The 15,529-nt window shown below is 57.3% G+C and carries 15 protein-coding genes; 3 read left to right on the top strand and 12 right to left on the bottom strand.

Annotated elements, in window-relative coordinates:
• Window positions 1-146 precede the first annotated feature (146 nt).
• On the top strand, window positions 147-404 hold the full coding sequence (locus VMU57_RS17805) for a hypothetical protein (protein WP_325385864.1): 258 nt from the start codon (window positions 147-149) through the stop codon (window positions 402-404).
• A 167-nt stretch (window positions 405-571) separates the two neighbouring features.
• On the opposite strand, the gene VMU57_RS17800 is transcribed toward VMU57_RS17805, so the two are convergent.
• The 7 genes from VMU57_RS17800 to VMU57_RS17775 all read right to left on the bottom strand — a co-directional run bounded on the left by VMU57_RS17800 (window position 572) and on the right by VMU57_RS17775 (window position 10,081).
• Window positions 572-2,914 (bottom strand): hypothetical protein, encoded by a 2,343-nt coding sequence (locus VMU57_RS17800; protein ID WP_325385862.1) that lies wholly within the window; start codon window positions 2,912-2,914, stop codon window positions 572-574.
• A gap of 471 nt (window positions 2,915-3,385) precedes the next feature.
• Window positions 3,386-3,961 (bottom strand): potassium-transporting ATPase subunit KdpC, encoded by a 576-nt coding sequence (kdpC, locus tag VMU57_RS17795; protein ID WP_325385860.1) that lies wholly within the window; start codon window positions 3,959-3,961, stop codon window positions 3,386-3,388.
• Between the two features lie 11 nt (window positions 3,962-3,972).
• Complete coding sequence (gene kdpB, locus VMU57_RS17790) at window positions 3,973-6,012, bottom strand: potassium-transporting ATPase subunit KdpB (protein ID WP_325385858.1); 2,040 nt, start codon at window positions 6,010-6,012, stop codon at window positions 3,973-3,975.
• 11 nt (window positions 6,013-6,023) lie between these two features.
• Window positions 6,024-7,799 carry a potassium-transporting ATPase subunit KdpA gene (gene kdpA / locus VMU57_RS17785; protein ID WP_325385856.1) on the bottom strand — a complete coding sequence of 592 codons (1,776 nt, stop codon included), beginning with the start codon at window positions 7,797-7,799 and terminating at the stop codon, window positions 6,024-6,026.
• Window positions 7,799-7,885 carry a K(+)-transporting ATPase subunit F gene (gene kdpF, locus VMU57_RS23160; RefSeq protein WP_414648677.1) on the bottom strand — a complete coding sequence of 29 codons (87 nt, stop codon included), beginning with the start codon at window positions 7,883-7,885 and terminating at the stop codon, window positions 7,799-7,801. Before kdpF ends, kdpA begins: the two co-directional genes overlap by 1 nt.
• 352 nt (window positions 7,886-8,237) lie before the next feature.
• Window positions 8,238-8,915, bottom strand: coding sequence for a response regulator transcription factor (locus VMU57_RS17780; RefSeq protein ID WP_325385854.1), 678 nt, complete (start codon window positions 8,913-8,915; stop codon window positions 8,238-8,240).
• Window positions 8,916-8,944: 29 nt separating this feature from the next.
• Window positions 8,945-10,081, bottom strand: a complete 1,137-nt coding sequence (locus tag VMU57_RS17775; RefSeq protein ID WP_325385852.1) for a histidine kinase — start codon at window positions 10,079-10,081, stop codon at window positions 8,945-8,947.
• A gap of 34 nt (window positions 10,082-10,115) precedes the next feature.
• Here VMU57_RS17775 and VMU57_RS17770 point away from each other — a divergent pair, with 34 nt between their 5' ends.
• Window positions 10,116-11,552, top strand: a complete 1,437-nt coding sequence (locus tag VMU57_RS17770; RefSeq protein ID WP_325385850.1) for a sensor histidine kinase — start codon at window positions 10,116-10,118, stop codon at window positions 11,550-11,552.
• A gap of 179 nt (window positions 11,553-11,731) precedes the next feature.
• Complete coding sequence (locus VMU57_RS17765) at window positions 11,732-11,977, top strand: hypothetical protein (protein ID WP_325385848.1); 246 nt, start codon at window positions 11,732-11,734, stop codon at window positions 11,975-11,977.
• A 113-nt stretch (window positions 11,978-12,090) separates the two neighbouring features.
• Here VMU57_RS17765 and VMU57_RS17760 read toward each other — a convergent pair whose 3' ends face one another.
• The 5 genes from VMU57_RS17760 to VMU57_RS17740 all read right to left on the bottom strand — a co-directional run bounded on the left by VMU57_RS17760 (window position 12,091) and on the right by VMU57_RS17740 (window position 15,209).
• The gene (locus VMU57_RS17760; RefSeq protein WP_325385846.1) at window positions 12,091-12,750 is read right to left on the bottom strand and encodes a hypothetical protein; all 660 of its coding nucleotides are present in this window, start codon (window positions 12,748-12,750) and stop codon (window positions 12,091-12,093) included.
• Complete coding sequence (locus VMU57_RS17755) at window positions 12,716-13,777, bottom strand: DUF6094 domain-containing protein (RefSeq protein WP_325385844.1); 1,062 nt, start codon at window positions 13,775-13,777, stop codon at window positions 12,716-12,718. Before VMU57_RS17755 ends, VMU57_RS17760 begins: the two co-directional genes overlap by 35 nt.
• A 247-nt stretch (window positions 13,778-14,024) precedes the next feature.
• The gene (locus tag VMU57_RS17750; protein ID WP_325385842.1) at window positions 14,025-14,369 is read right to left on the bottom strand and encodes a DUF6915 family protein; all 345 of its coding nucleotides are present in this window, start codon (window positions 14,367-14,369) and stop codon (window positions 14,025-14,027) included.
• On the bottom strand, window positions 14,369-14,713 hold the full coding sequence (locus VMU57_RS17745; RefSeq protein WP_325385840.1) for a hypothetical protein: 345 nt from the start codon (window positions 14,711-14,713) through the stop codon (window positions 14,369-14,371). Before VMU57_RS17745 ends, VMU57_RS17750 begins: the two co-directional genes overlap by 1 nt.
• Window positions 14,714-14,969: 256 nt before the next feature.
• The gene (locus tag VMU57_RS17740) at window positions 14,970-15,209 is read right to left on the bottom strand and encodes a hypothetical protein (RefSeq protein ID WP_325385839.1); all 240 of its coding nucleotides are present in this window, start codon (window positions 15,207-15,209) and stop codon (window positions 14,970-14,972) included.
• Window positions 15,210-15,529: the final 320 nt, after the last annotated feature.

The raw sequence follows: 15,529 nt of genomic DNA, 5'->3' as shown, positions 1-15,529 counted from the left end.
TCCTTCTCGCCCTTGCTGACGTTTCCGCCCATTGCTCTCGCGTCTGGTGTGAGCTATGGCGGACGTATGTCGGTATATCATTCTGAGACGCACTCACGTTCATCATCCAACCTATTTTGTTGATCGCGCTGTGATAGAACATGCGTATGACCAGCACCAAACAGATACAACGAGAATCGAGCCTTATCCATAAGGTCAAGGAGATGCTCCCCGATTTTGTGCATGCGTGCGCGTCTGACGTAGATGTGGTCATTCTCCACCAGGACGCATTCGCCGCTGACTATCAGGACGACGAGTACATGCTCCTCGGCATGGCGATCAAATACGCTGGCCTCTGCGGGAAAGTTGTGCAGGTAGTGGGGAGCAATCGGCAGACGCTTGGCGAAGAGGACAAAATCCAGTAGCACAGAGGGGATTGAGTCCTACGCCCTTCTCGTCCTTGGGGGACGCTTTTGCCCAATGCGAGCATCTTGTGGACGGTCAGCCACTGGTCGGGCCAGACCAGGATGCATACGAAAAGAGGGATAGGAGAAAATACCTCCCGTCCCCCAATCGGATGCCAACTTCCAGATCAGCCGAACAGGTCCATCTGTTCGCCGGCGACGTGGGCCGTGGGCCAGAGAGGAGTGGTTTTCCGCTTTGGCCGTGGTGGCGTCGAGTTTGGCCGCGTGGAATAAATAGGATGCGGCTCGGGGCTTGCGGGAATTGCGGTGTCGAAGTTCAGTTCCTGAGCTTTCGGGAATTCCTCCACCACGACAGCAGGAATAATCGCTGGAGAAGGAAGCGGGATTTCGACTCCCGCTGGACATTCCGGCGGGAGCCTGGTCCGCTCCCGTTCGAGGTCTTTCCAGATAGCATCGGCCGATTCTCCGACTCCTCCCTTTTCGACCAGTTCGCGTGCCATGGCAGTCAGCAGATCCTCGTTGGCGTCGAGCGATTGCAGGCCTTCGCCGGAGAACTTTCCTTCCATCATGAGCGCGACCAGCATCTTCTTGCCCATGTGGCGGATGCAGGTTTCCTGCATCGTGCCGCTGTAGGCCAGGAACTTCACTCGAACCGGGTGCCTCTGCCCGATCCGCCACGATCTCCGGCTTGCCTGCCGGAGGGTGTGAAGCGAGTAGCCCGTTTCATAAAAGTAAAGGGTCGGAAAGGCAAGCAGATCGAGACCTGTTTCCACCAGTCTGGGGTGACAGATCACCACCTCGACGCCGGCGCGGACCTGCCTCTCGTACCACGCCTCGCGCTTGACTGTCGCGACCGTGGAGCGAAGAACCGCCACTCGAAAGCCCGCCTGTTGCAGCACCTGTTCCAGCCTCCACGTCACATCGTGCTTGCCCGTGAAGGTGGCGTAGACCTGACACCGCCTGCCCTGTCGCAGCTCCTCCCGGATGTCCTCGATGAGTCGCTTCTCCTTGGCATACGTTTCGGTTTCCGGCAGACTCTCCGGCTCTGTAACAAAGAACGACACCATGCTGCGTTCTTTCGGGTCGTACTCCTTTCCCCAGATAGCACCGATTCCATACGGATGGTCGGGATACAGCAGGAGCGTGTTGAGCATGACGCTCATCAAGCTCTTGTTGCCGCGATGAGCGCGCATGGCTTCGGTGATGTCCTTCTCGACCGCCTTGTACGCGTCCGAAAGCGGCTTGTCCATGTCCACCGAGAGCACCGTCTCGTCATAGGAGGGGAGCTGGTCGGAGATATCTTCGAGGGTGATGAACGCCGTCGATTCCATCAGGTACTTGCCGAAGAGCAGCGGCGAGGCTCCGGGTTTCCGAACGACCTGTACCGTGCGTTTCTGCGCTTTTGAGCAGGCATTGTCTGTCTGCCGCACCTTCTCCACCGTTTCGAGAACACCGTACTGTTCCTGAAAGTCCCGACGACCCTGGCTGCCCGCCTCGTATCCCGCCGCCACCATCTGTCGCGGTTCCATGCGATAGAAGATATTGAAGAGATCGTCAGCATAGCCTCCCATCAAGGTGCCGGTCAGTGCGATCAGCTTCTCCGCGCAACGCGCCAATACCCCCAGGCCGTTGCCCTGAGCCGTATCGCCGGCCAACTGATGCAGTTCATCGGCAACGGCATAATCCCACCAGCCCTTCATGTAGCGGCCGATGTAATCAATTGGCGCCACGCGTTGAATCTTGCTCCGGTCCGCCTGCCAGAGCGAAGAGAAACGGGTGATGCCATCCTTGCCTCCCTGAAAGGTTTCGCTGAACTTCGCTTCGCGGAGATCGAGGGTGCTGAGATAGCCTCCATCCTTCGCCGGAACCGCATGTCCGGTGTCTGGGTTGATCAAGCCGCCAAGTTCGGGACCGCACTTGGCGACACTGAAAGCGTGCTTCCAGTAGTAGCCGAGCTTTCCCTTGTCTTTGCCCATGATGAAGAACGCCGGTTGCGGACAGCGAGTGCGCCAGCCTTTGCGGCCCATGCCGCGCAGTTGCGGAAGCGTGGTTTTCATTCCCTTGACGACGGTTGAACCCCTTTCGAGCTTGACTTCCACGATGCCGTGCGTATTCTTCGGGTCGCCTCCATTGCGCAGGTCTTCGATGAGGAAGGCCCGGGCATGAGGGATGGTCAGCAGAACCTCTCGCGCCCACTTGTGGACGATGTGAGGCGGGCACATGACGATGGCGGTGTACGGCTTCTTGCCGGCATCGACGTGCATGGCGCCAAGCGACATAAAGGTCTTCCCTGCTCCACACTCCGCCACAATGCGCGCAGCGCGTGCATTCTTCAGGTACTTGGCCAGCCCGGTAATGGCGAGCGCTTGCGCCGGCAAAGGCTTGCGTAGCAAGGTTTTGAGAGCGGGAGCGGGAGCGTCCTTCGGCGACTGGAGAGCGGGGTAGGTCTGGACGATGCGCTCCCCGAGCGAATGGGACATGGCGCGGAGGTAATCGAAATAAGTTTCCACGATGGTTCTCCTGAATGAGCGAATGAGCAAATGAAATGGCCAGCACGAGGTTGACCTTGGGACAGTGCAGGAATTGTGAGATTACAGCGGTGTATTGGCAAAACGAGGGGAAATCTCTGATACGAAGAGCACGGATTGATTGTCCGAGGAAGAGATCGAAAACTGTTGGCGCGTCTGCAACCAGCCGCGTCGGGACGCTCCATCTTGTTCTCAGTTGCCGAGCGGGTGTTGGTGCATGTTGACAACGATCTGGCCACAAAGAGCCAGTCTATAGAAATTCCATACTCGCCCTTTCTGGACGAGGGCTTCCCTCAAGTCTCTGTATCCGAAGCGTCAACACGCGCAGGAATAACACAAGAATTTCACACGGACGCTTCAGATAAAGCTTAAGACTTAGCGATACCGATTCGATGTCTATGAGCGCATCGACGATTTGCACTCGTCGAGCTTCAGTCGAGGCAGTTAGCCAATTCATTTTTTGCTGGAACTGAGATTGTCAAGATCGCGGTTGAGTTCCAGAACGTTTACGCGCGGCTCTCCGAGAAAGCCGAACTGACGTTGCGAAGTATGACGCCTAACGGCTACCCGGACTTCGGCTTCACTCAAACCGCGCGCGTGCGCCACGGTGGATACTTGGAATTCCGCAGCAGCCGGTGTGATGTCCGGGTCGAGTCCCGATCCGGATGTTGTGACGAGATCGATCGGCACTGGCGTACCAGGGTGCTCCTGCGATAGCGACTTCACGTCGGCGGAGATTCGGTCCACCAGCTTCTGATTTGTGGGACCCAGGTTCGACCCGCCTGACGCAGACGCATCGTAGCCGATGCCCGCGGCCGATGGACGGCTGTGAAAATAGCGCGGCCCAGTGAATGACTGCACGATGAGTTTAGAGCCGGCCAGTACACCGTTCGAATAGATCAACGAGCCGTTCGCCTTGACGGGAAAAAAGGCGCGCGCCAACCCGGCGATCAGCAGTGGATATCCGATGCCCAGCAGCAATGTGCTGACCGTCGTGTAAAGAATCGCGATGAGAAAATTGCGCCGCATGGGAATGCTCCTTAGACCAGATGGATCGCTGTGATAACCATATCGATGAGCTTGATGCCAAGAAACGGAGCTACGAGACCGCCGACACCGTAGAGCAGCAGGTTGCGGCGCAGCAGCGCCTCCGCGTTCATAGCCTTGTAGCCGACGCCGCGCAGCGCCAGCGGAATCAACGCGATGATAATGACGGCATTAAATATCACGGCGGATAGAACGGCGGATTCGGGCGTTTTGAGATGCATGATGTTCAGTGCGCCGAGGACCGGAAACGTCGCTGCGAACATCGCCGGAATAATGGCGAAGTATTTCGCGACGTCATTCGCGATGGAAAATGTCGTGAGCGCGCCGCGAGTCATTAGAAGCTGTTTGCCGATCTCCACAATTTCAATCAGCTTGGTTGGATTGGAATCGAGATCGACCATGTTCCCGGCTTCTTTGGCGGCTTGCGTCCCGCTATTCATGGCGACGCCCACGTCCGCCTGCGCAAGTGCGGGAGCATCGTTCGTGCCGTCTCCCGTCATCGCAACCAGTTTGCCCTCGCGCTGCTCGCGGCGGATCAGGTCCATCTTGTCCTTTGGCTTGGCTTCAGCCAGGAAGTCGTCCACTCCGGCTTCGCGTGCGATAGCGGCGGCGGTCAGAGGATTATCGCCGGTAATCATGACCGTGCGAATGCCCATGGAACGCAGTTGCGCGAAGCGCTCGCGCATTCCTCCTTTCACAATGTCCTTCAGATGCACGACGCCCAGAGCGTGCTGATTCTCGGCCACAACCAGCGGCGTTCCGCCGGCTCGGGCGATGGTTTCGACGGCTGTTCGGACTTCATCCGGTAGGCGGCCACCGTTGTCTTCGAGAAACTTCGCGATTGCATCGGTTGCGCCCTTGCGAATGATGCGCCCGTCTATATTTACCCCTGACATGCGCGTGGAGGCGCTGAATGGAACAAACTCAGCCTGCATTTCGCTCAAATCGCGGGCGCGAAGACCGTAACGCTCTTTGGCAAGCACGACAATGGAGCGTCCCTCGGGGGTTTCATCGGGCAATGACGAAAGCTGTGCCGCATCGGCAAGCTGGTCGCCGCTGACTCCTGGAGCTGGAAGAAAATCGGACGCCTGCCGGTTACCCAGAGTGATGGTGCCGGTTTTATCCAACAAGAGCGTGTTCACATCGCCCGCGGCCTCGACGGCGCGGCCGGACATTGCGAGAACATTGTGTTGCACCAGGCGGTCCATCCCGGCGATGCCGATCGCGGAAAGCAGCCCGCCGATTGTCGTGGGAATCAGGCAGACAAGCAGTGAAATGAGCACGAAGATGGACTGCGAAGCCTTCGAGTAAATCGCCAGCGGCTGAAGAGTGACGACAGCCAGTAAGAAAATGATGGTGAGACCGGCCAGCAGAATATTGAGGGCGATTTCATTCGGCGTCTTCTGGCGCTCCGCGCCTTCGACCAGGGCAATCATGCGATCAATGAAGGTTTCCCCGGGGTTGGAGGTGATGCGTACCTTGATCTCATCCGACAGGACACGGGTGCCTCCAGTTACCGCGGAGCGGTCTCCGCCGCATTCCCGAATGACCGGAGCCGACTCGCCGGTGATGGCGGACTCGTCAACGGAGGCGATTCCCTCGATCACTTCGCCATCGCCGGGGATCATTTCGCCGGCAGAGACGAGAACCACATCTCCCGAGCGAAGTTGTGAGCCGGGGACTTGCTCGATGCCGCCGCTGCCGTTGATCCGCCGTGCCGACGTCTCGGACTTGGCGCGACGCAGGCTATCCGCCTGCGCTTTGCCCCGGCCCTCCGCCATGGCTTCCGCAAAGTTGGCGAACAGAACTGTAAACCAAAGCCATAGCGTGATCTGCAAATCGAATGCGAGCGCGTGACGGTGACCCAGACTTTTTTGCACCAGCAGGATGGTCGTAATCACGCTGCCGATCTCCACTACGAACATGACGGGATTCTTCATCATCGCGCGCGGGTTCAGCTTGCGCAGCGAGTCGATCGCAGCTCGGCGTACGATGCCCGCATCCCACAATGATTTCCTTTTTGTAGGCGTCATCTTTTTCTCCCTCAAAAGGTCCTGCCGGTGTGCAGGAGAAGATGTTCGAGAATCGGTCCCAGACTCAGCGCCGGGAAGAATGTCAACGCGCCGACGATCAGAATCACGCCCAGCAGCAGCACGGTGAAAAGAGGTGTGTGGACAGGAAATGTTCCCAGCGAAGGCGGCGTCAGCTTTTTCTCGACCAGGTTTCCCGCTACGGCCAGCATGGGAACGATCATCAGGAATCGACCGCAGAGCATCGTGACAGCCAAAGTCAGGTTGTACCAGTGCGTGTTGGCATTCAACCCGGCGAAGGCCGAACCGTTATTGCCGGCTGCGGATGTGTAGGCGTAGAGAATCTCTGACAGCCCGTGCGGGCCTGCGTTGCCGAGGCTAGCAAGGCCAATGTTCGGCATGAGTACACTGATCGCGCTGAAGCCAAGAATCAAGAGAGGAAAGATGAGCACGTAGAGCATGACCATCTGGACATCGTAGCTTTCGATCTTCTTTCCCAGATACTCCGGCGTTCGGCCGACCATGAGACCGGCGATGAACACCGCCAGCACCACAAACATCAGCATGCCGTACATGCCTGCGCCGACGCCTCCAAAGATGACTTCGCCCAGCATCATATTGACGAGCAGGACCATACCCCCCAGCGGCATGAAGGAGTCGTGCATGGAATTGACGGCGCCGCAACTGGCGTCGGTAGTGGCGGTGGCGAAGAGCGCGGAGTCGGCGATGCCAAACCGCACCTCCTTGCCTTCCATGTTTCCTCCACTTTGCTGCGCGGAGACGTGCTGATTCACTCCATGCAGAAGCGGGTTTGGCTGCGATTCCGCCCAGTAGACAGTCGCCACGCCAACGAAAAAGAGCACGGCCATCGCGGTGAAGACAGCCCAGCCGTGTCGCGGAGACTTCACCATTTCCCCCAGAGTCGCGGTGAGGCCCGCAGGGATCAGAAAAATGGACAGCATTTCGAGAAAGTTCGAGACTGGAGTGGGGTTTTCAAATGGATGCGCACTGTTGGCGTTGAAAAACCCGCCTCCATTGGTGCCCAGCATCTTAATGGCTTCCTGGGAGGCCACTGGCCCCTGCGCGATAGTCTGCGTCGTAATGCGTTGCGTCGTGCTGCTGCCGTTTGGACCAGGGACAGATACTGTCTGTGCCTGTAGCAGTCTTGCGTGATCGTAGGGACGAAAGTTTTGCACCACACCTTGAGAAACCAGGAGCAGCGCCAATACGATGCAGGCCGGAACCAGTATCCAGAGTGTGGCGCGAGTCGCATCCACCCAGAAATTGCCCAGCGTTTTCATCTCCCGCCGCGATATGCCCCGAATAAATGCGATAGCGAGTGCGATGCCAACAGCGGCAGAGAAAAAGTTGTGGGTGGCGAGCGCGGCCATCTGCGTCAGATAGCTCATCGTCGCTTCCGGCGTGTAAGCCTGCCAGTTGGTGTTGGTGGTGAAGGAAGCGGCGGTATTGAACGCGAGGGCGGGGACAACGTTCGCCAAATGCTCCGGATTCCAGGGCAGCCAATGCTGCAGCCGTTCAATCGCGTAGGTGACCAGCATGGACACGCCGCTGAAGAGAAGCATCGCGACGGCGTACTCCGTCCAGCGCATCTCGCGGTCCTCGTCGATTCCAGTCGACTTGTACAGCAGGCGCTCCAACGGGCGAAATAAAGGGTCGACGAAGGTGTGTTCGCGCTCGAAAACCCGTGCCATGTAGATGCCGACCGGCTTGGTCAGGACGAGGATAATCGCGAAGAACAGAATGATTTGAAACCACCCATTTGCGGTCATTAGAATCTTTCCGGTCGCAGCAGCGCGAAGACCAGGTATCCCAGCAGCAGCACGACGATCGCCAGCAGCACAACATCCTCAATCATTGCTCTTCCTCTTTGTTTCGCAGTCCGTCACACAGGCCGCTGTAGCAAATTGCCACGAAGAAAAACGCGATGCTTAATGCAACCATTCCGAAGTCCCACATACGTTCCCTTCCTTGGTCGATTTCAAAAGCGACAGTTCTAACATTCCGCGCCTCGGTTCAAAACGCTACTCCGGTCGCGGCTATGAATCGTTCGAGGAGAGGGGGCTGCTCAGTGTTTGCGCGGGGTATTGACAGCATCAGCATCTGTTCCTCGACCGGCGTTTCGCGCCCGAGAAATAGTTCACGACATTCGGCGTAAAAAGTGCGTAAAAAGGGCCCAGAAAATTTGTAGTGGCGAGAAGTTGCGAAATCTAATACTCTTTGCCGTCTGGACAGAAGCGATAGCCCACCCAGGGCTCTGTGCGGAGATAGCGCGGCTTGTCTCCTTCACCGAGTTTCTTGCGGAGGTGTCCGACGAAGACGCGCAAATATTCCGGCTGCTCGACGGCCTGGCTTCCCCACACGGCTTTCAATAAGGCACGGTGCGTCACGACCTGGCTGGCATGTTTGGCGAAAAAGAGCAGGAGATCGAATTCTTTGGGAGTCAGTCGAACCTCGGCTGCATGCAAGGTGATACGCCGGCGAGGAATATCAAAGACAAAATCTCCCATTGCAAACGCCTCGGTCGGTGCCGCGGCCTCGGAGAAGCTCGCGCGGCGAAGCTGTGCGCGTACCCGCGCCTGAAGTTCCTGAATGGAAAACGGTTTGGTGACGTAATCGTCGGCGCCCGCATCCAGAGCGCGAATCTTGCTTTCTTCCTGATTGCGGACTGAGAGCACGATGATGGGCGTCTCCGAGGAAAGCCGCAATTGCCGGGAGAGTTCGATACCATCCATTTCCGGCATCGCCAAATCGGTGACCACCAGGTGCGGTTTCCACTGCTCAAAGGCAGTGAGGGCTTCCAGGCCATTTGGCGCAGTGCGCACGGCATATCCCCGGGCGCCGAGCGCTGTCTTCAGCACTCTGAGAATCTGGGGTTCGTCGTCCACAATGAGAATCCTGGATGGCTCATTCGAATTCATTCGCGTTCCTGATTCTGGGTCACGATGTGCACGTCTACCGAAGGCACTTCCTTCAGGAAGCGCTGGATGGCCCAGTAATAAAGATATTTCTTTAGTCCGTGCACCGCAGAGCGGCCAAAGAAGACCTGAGTGATGCGGCGTTCCCGCACAAACTGAGCGGTGGCTGAGGCTACATTGCGGTCCCTCAGATGGACGATCTGCGCCTTCAGGCTTTCCGCGAACTGCAGATTGGCGGTTAGCGTCCGCTGGGCTTCTTCGGATCGTTCTCGGCCATTGTTGACGTGCACCACGTAGAAATCTCCCCCAATGGCATCGACTAGGCGGGCACCGCGTGCGATCAACTGGCGGGCCGCTGGGCTGGAGCTGATGCAGACCGCCACGCGCTCCCGCACAGCCCAGTTCGCACGGATATGTTTTCGATCCATGTAGTCGGTGAGGGTGCGGTCAACTGCTTTTGTTACATACTGCAACGCCAGTTCGCGGAGCGCGATGAGATTGCCCCGGCGGAAGAAATTCGCCAGCGCCTTTTCTACACGATCAACTGGATAAATGTCGCCGCGGTTCATGCGCGTTTGTAGGGCCTCTGGAGTGAGATCGGCCATCACGATTTCGTCCGCACGGCCAATCACCCAGTCCGGAACCGTCTCACGGATCTGGATTCCTGTGACGCTTTGCACCGTAGGCGCGACGCTCTCGATATGCTGCACGTTGACCGTCGCGAGCACGTCGATGCCCGCAGCCAGCACCTCCAGAACGTCCTCATACCGTTTGCGATGCCTATTGCCCGCAATATTCGTATGGGCCAGTTCATCGATGAGCACGACCTGCGGCCTGCGTGCCAGGATCGCATCGACATCCATCTCCTGGAACGAGACCCCTTTGTATTCCATCGGCCTGCGGGGTAATATCTCCAGTTGCGCCGCCAGCTCGGCGGTTCGCACGCGGCCATGCGTCTCTACTACCCCGATGACCACGTCTTCTCCGCGGTCTCGGCGGCGAACCGCTTCGCTGAGCATGTTGAATGTTTTTCCGACTCCCGGAGCGTACCCCAGAAACAGTTTGAACAGACCCTTGCGCTTATCAGCATCGACAGTTTCTAGCCACTGATCGGGAGTTTTGGAAGAATGCGTCATTGGTCTTTGTAGTATTGGGTTGTAAGATGTCCACGTGCAACGGACGTTATATTTCCGGCTAGCCCGCTACTGTATTACGACCGGTATTGTAGGCGCGATCGTTTTCGTCTACTACCGGCTGATTCACGTCAACAGTACCACTGTTGCCCTCTCCTTTCTCATCGGAGTGTTAATCGTCTCGGCCGGCTGGGGGGTACGCCAAGCGGTTTATATGTCGTTTCTTTCGGCATTGGCCTTTAACTACTTCTTTTTGCCTCCTGTATTTACCTTTACCATCGGGGATACCCGGAACTGGGTTGCCCTATTCGCATTTCTTATCGCGGGCTTCGTAGCCAGCCAGCTTGCGGAGCGGGCCCGTCGTGAGACGGCCACATCGAATCGCAGGCGCAGGGAGGCGGAGCGTCTCTACGACTTCTCTCAACTCCTGCTGGTCAGCGGGAATGTCTCCGATCTGCTGGCGACCGTACCCTCCGCGCTTAGTATGACCTTCAACTTTCGTGGAGCGGCCATTTATCTTTCGGCGAAGGATCGTGTTTATCGATCGAGCGGAGACTTCGTCGAGGTGAAGGCCGAGGACCTTCGCCGCGTTGCAAGAGAAGCGGGCCGCGTAGAAAACGGCCCCAGAGTTCAACTGGTTCCGCTCCGATTGGGGATGAGAACGACGGGCTCTTTGGGCATCGCGTGCGCTGAGATATCATCGGAAACGCTCGACGCCATCAGTGGACTGGTGGCTATTGCGGTTGAGCGTGCAGGTGCCCTTGAAACTCTAGCCAAGAGTGAAGCGGCCCATGAAAGCGAACGGTTGCGCAACGCCCTACTGGACTCAGTGACTCATGAATTGCGCACGCCGCTCACAGCAATTCTTGCCGCGATCACCAGTCTGCGCTCCGATGTATCACCGCAAACGGAACAGAGCGAGGAACTGATGGCCGTCATTGAAGAAGAGACGACGAGGTTGAATCGCCTGGTCGGACAGGCAGTAGAAATGGCGGAGTTGGACGCAAAGAACGTGAAGCTGGACCTCACGCTTCATCCCATTGGCGACGCGATATCCGCGGCGCTCGCTGAGGGAACCTGGAACCAACGTCATCCCATTGACGTTCACATTTCGCCCAACCTTCCGCCGGTAAAGATGGATATTGCCCGTATCTTAAAGGTGCTCGCCCATCTCCTGGAAAACGCGGCGAAGTACTCGCCCACAGGCAGCCCAATTTTTGTTAGCGCGGAATTGCAGGGGAGCAATCTCGCGACCAGCATTGCGGACCGTGGATCCGGCATCGATGACCTGGAGCGCATGATGATCTTCGACAAGTTTTACCGCGGACAAGGACAGCGTTACCGTGTACAAGGTACCGGGATGGGACTCGCCATCGCCAAAGCGATCGTCGAAGCACATGGGGGGACGATAGAGGTTACCAGCCAGTTAGGACAGGGCTCGGTGTTTTCCTTCACACTTCCCATCGGTGTATGAGAAAAATATCTCGATGGTAGAAATCGCAGCGGCAAATCTTCGCCAGCTGTCAAAATCAAGCCAGTGGCTCTCGGACAATCGGCGATGTCATTTGCGGCGGATGGAGACGTATATATGAGGCGCGCGCGACATCAAGAAGAGAGCTTGTAGCGAATCAAGCATAAGTCCGACAAAGTAGTTTGTCGTCAAAAACGATTACCGGGCTGACAACGACCAAGGCGCAGCGCAAGCTCCGGGGCGCCGAGATCGAAGAGGCGAGTGCGCGTGGCAGGGCTGGCCGCACCGCGAACTTCGTCTTGATCGGCTTTGTGACCGATCAGGAGTGTCTGGCCTGGCTCATGCACTCTTCTGTGCTCCGGCCGTCCGGCTACGTTGCCGGGAGCCAGCCGCGCGGTTCATCCTCAAGACCGTACCGCTCATCGTAGACAGCACGAGGAAAATCAACACGAAGGCGCAGGCTTCAAAACACGGTAGTACTCGCCCCGCTATCCTGCGCTTCAGCATCCAGAAAAATCGAAAACGGCTGGAAATACGCCAATTAAGCGATGAGCTCGCCGTACCGAATTGTCTTGAGCGCGTCCTGAACGTTCACTCGCGGCCACAGGATGGGGCCATCCACTTCCGGAAAGCAGAGTTCCCCACGCTGGAGACCTTTGGAGATTTTCTCCATCAGGCTCTCTCGCGTCGCGATCACCACGACTGGGTCGCAGCCGATGCCCTGCAACGATTCGATCTTCTCATCGTGTTGGAGCTGATCGATCATCCACTCACCCCAGCGCGGGTCCGCAGGCAAGCCGAGAAAACTTACCAGCGTGGACCACGCCAGAGTGCGCTCATAGTTGAGCAGGTAGGTCTTTCCTGCGGCTCCATTGGCGTGCAGAGCTTCGGAAACAGCAACCAGATGACGCACGGAATGTTTGCGGCCTGAGATGGTCAATGCTCCCCGATAGCAGGAAGGATCGGCTCCCATGTTGATGGCCCGGCTCTTTCCATCGGGGAACGTCAGCGTGAACGGATGCTTTTCATGAATGGCGGCGGCAATAGCGCCCACTTCGGCATCACCGCCATAGAGGCTGAGCAGGTGTCCCTGCTCCTCCTCTCCCATGTAGCGATCGACGTGGACGCGAATCCGCGTCTGGATGCTCGCGGTGGAGCGCAGGTACTCAAGCCGCCCCAGGCGTAGATGTGCATTTTGCATTGGCCTCCTCCTCTGTCTTCTTTGCGGATTCTGTGAGAACAAGCGTGCGGCCGTCCTGGTAAATCAGAGAAAGCTCGTTCGAGAACCGCTCCCGTTTGCGAGTAATCTCCACGTCATCTTCCTCCTCTGTGAAGGTGGTGGTGTGCTTGATCGACCTCCAGCGCGCAATGTGCCGGTCCACACCCTGGCCGAATACGCCATTCAACAGACCCGCCGTGCAAAGCAAGCCAACATGGCCCGCGTGCAACGGTGTGATCGGGCGCCCAGAGACCATTTCCTCTCTGGGCAGCAGAAACGGCGCAACCTGCTTCCAGGCCGACGACTGCGGAATAAGGTCCTCGATCACATCGAGCGGCAGCCCCCGATAGACGATGCTCGCGGGTGGTGTTGCCGGAACGATATAGGACTCATACTCTTCTGCAAGATCGAGAAGCGGCTGGCTGAAAAGCTTCCGCTGTAGGGAGGTACGATTCAATTCCATCGCATTGCCCCGCATCGGCTTGCGCACGGCGGTGAGCACCACCTGGTTAAAGCGAACCGATTCCGTGTCGGTAAGGTTGAAGATTCGGATATCGGTAAAGTTCGACGCCAACAGAGAGATGCAAACAGACAGGCGCTTCTCTGGAACGACGAACACGAGGACGCCGCCCACCACCAGCCAACGATAGGTGTGCTCGAGAAACAGCAGTTCCATGCGCTGATTGTCGAGCGAACCGATCTCGGAATCGTAGGGAGGGTTGAGGTACAGCAGGGAAAAGCTCTCTACCTTGGCGTGCGTATCGAACAGATTGCCCTGGATGGTCTGAATCCCGCTCTCCTCGGCCACCTGGGCGCGAGTCGCGTCGAGTTCGACGCCGTAACGAGTGCAGGAAGCGTTTTGCGTGAGTTGTAGAAGAGCTGCGCCCGTGCCTGTGCATGGGTCCAGCACGCTGGCTGGTTCGGTGAAGCGCAGGAGTTTTCGCAGGCGTGTTCCCTCTGCCTGCGGCAATGGGAAATAACCCAGTTTTAAGCGGCCGGCGTTGCGCATGTTTCCTCCAGACAGAAGACTTCTTCGTTGAGATTGAAAGGATATTTTGGCCGTCGGGCAGAGAAGTCTCGGCACTGAATCGAGAAGCTCAATGCCGGAAGCCTGAAGACGAGACGCCGCACAAACATTTCCGTCGTTGGGATGAAGGGATGATTGCGGGGGAGTGAAACGAAGAGGAATAACGAAGGCAGAAACGGATGTTGCTCGCCTCGGTGCAACAACGGTAAAGGGCTGGACGTCGCTGGCCCTAAAGTTCTTCTTTGACGACCAACCTCTGCCCGTACATCCATGGCTTGATCGTCATTTCCGAAAGCCAATCCTGGAGTGAAGGAATTCTGCCAAGATCTTCCCTCACATGTTGCTCGCCAATGTAACGGACAGGCACGTCATTGCCTTCACTGTTGCGGATCGTGATGCCGAAGAGACGTTCGGCTGCGAAAATACCCTCGGCATGATGATGAAGCGCCCGATGCCTGAAATCGGCAACGTAGCTTTTCGACTCATCAAACCAGCGGTGAAGCTCGATGTAGTCCTCGGCCACGCCGCCGAAGCGACGGGCCGAGGATTTTGCGTGTTCGAGTGGATGTGCCATCAGTAGACGACCTCCGGATCGTACGAAACCTCGGTGAAGTATTCGTAATGGGCATGAATCGCCCTCCCTGTTTCGACGATGAATTTGACGTTACCGCCACCGCCATCGTTGTTCTCATATCCGTTCGACGGCTGCAAATTCTGGAGAATGCTCTCAATCTCTTCGGGCAGTACATATTTGTCATGGCGGGATGGATCGGCCATTGCTTCCGGACTGTAGAGGATCAGAACGTCATCAACCTGACCAGAATCGCCACATCCGGAGTAGCTGACTTCAATGGCAATGACGCCGGCAGACTCCAGCTCGGCTTTGTGCTCGACGAGGAACCGCTTGACTCTGGACACATCCTCGAAGGTGAGGCTGCCTGTAGTGGCGGAAGCACGGATGCAGACGTAAAGGGACTGTCAGACATGGAATGCTCTCTTTAACAATAAATTTTGAACTTTGGTTAGAACGGTTGATGGATCGACTTCTTACTCTGGCAATGCATCTGTGACGCCCCAGACGCCAACCGAGGCGGCACATGCTATCGGGTGCCATCCACCTCGGAACGGAGTACGTGTCGCACATCCATTCCGAGGTGAGGACTGCCAGTTTGTACTATCGGGCGCTCAACTGGTTGAGCGCTTTGTTGCTCCGCGCCTGATACTTGTCGCGCGGCGCGGGCGTGGGAAACCACGTGGGAGCAACCTGCGCCATGGTTTTGACACTATCGGCTTTAGCCGTGGGGATACGACGCACGGAAGGCATGCAGGCCTCGGCCATCATCATTTGCATGGCATTGTGATTACGCCAGAACGAGGGTGAAGTACCGCGACGGGAACGAGCAGAGATTGCCATGGGAAATTCTCCTTTTGTGATCGAACAGTGGGAGGGTTGCCCCAAGCACGAAGCCTGGAGACACGAAGACGCGACTCCCCTATGGCTGCCAGGGAAATCGACGCGCTCTAAGGGGGAGGGGTCAGGACTTATTGCGAGTAGTGGAGCGTCTGGATGGAGGCTTACGTTTGTGTCGGCCTCGGATGGACATCTCGATGCACTCATCGGACAATCCTTCCGGCGCAAAAGAAGAGAGGCCCGCGCACGGTGCGCATGGCCTCTATTTCTTCTGCAGGTTTGGGGGTTCAGGCAGCAACGCCCAGAGCTTTGTTCTTCAGCTC

Origin of the sequence: Edaphobacter sp., assembly GCF_035532915.1 — a bacterium.
In the GTDB taxonomy this organism is placed as follows: Bacteria; Acidobacteriota; Terriglobia; order Terriglobales; family Acidobacteriaceae; genus Edaphobacter.
Note: the sequence above shows the minus strand (reverse complement) of the source record. Positions and strands in the feature narration are given on the sequence as shown.

Bases quoted from the DNA above. Each gene is read 5' to 3' on its own strand.
- kdpC (WP_325385860.1), bottom strand. From the start codon at position 3,961: ATGCGGCGCAATTTTCTCATCGCGATTCTTTACACGACGGTCAGCACA.
- VMU57_RS17805 (WP_325385864.1), top strand. From the start codon at position 147: ATGACCAGCACCAAACAGATACAACGAGAATCGAGCCTTATCCATAAG.
- VMU57_RS17750 (WP_325385842.1), bottom strand. From the start codon at position 14,369: ATGGCACATCCACTCGAACACGCAAAATCCTCGGCCCGTCGCTTCGGC.
- VMU57_RS17760 (WP_325385846.1), bottom strand. From the start codon at position 12,750: ATGCAAAATGCACATCTACGCCTGGGGCGGCTTGAGTACCTGCGCTCC.
- kdpB (WP_325385858.1), bottom strand. From the start codon at position 6,012: ATGACGCCTACAAAAAGGAAATCATTGTGGGATGCGGGCATCGTACGC.
- VMU57_RS17775 (WP_325385852.1), bottom strand. From the start codon at position 10,081: ATGACGCATTCTTCCAAAACTCCCGATCAGTGGCTAGAAACTGTCGAT.
- kdpA (WP_325385856.1), bottom strand. From the start codon at position 7,799: ATGACCGCAAATGGGTGGTTTCAAATCATTCTGTTCTTCGCGATTATC.
- VMU57_RS17755 (WP_325385844.1), bottom strand. From the start codon at position 13,777: ATGCGCAACGCCGGCCGCTTAAAACTGGGTTATTTCCCATTGCCGCAG.
- kdpF (WP_414648677.1), bottom strand. From the start codon at position 7,885: ATGATTGAGGATGTTGTGCTGCTGGCGATCGTCGTGCTGCTGCTGGGA.
- VMU57_RS17740 (WP_325385839.1), bottom strand. From the start codon at position 15,209: ATGGCAATCTCTGCTCGTTCCCGTCGCGGTACTTCACCCTCGTTCTGG.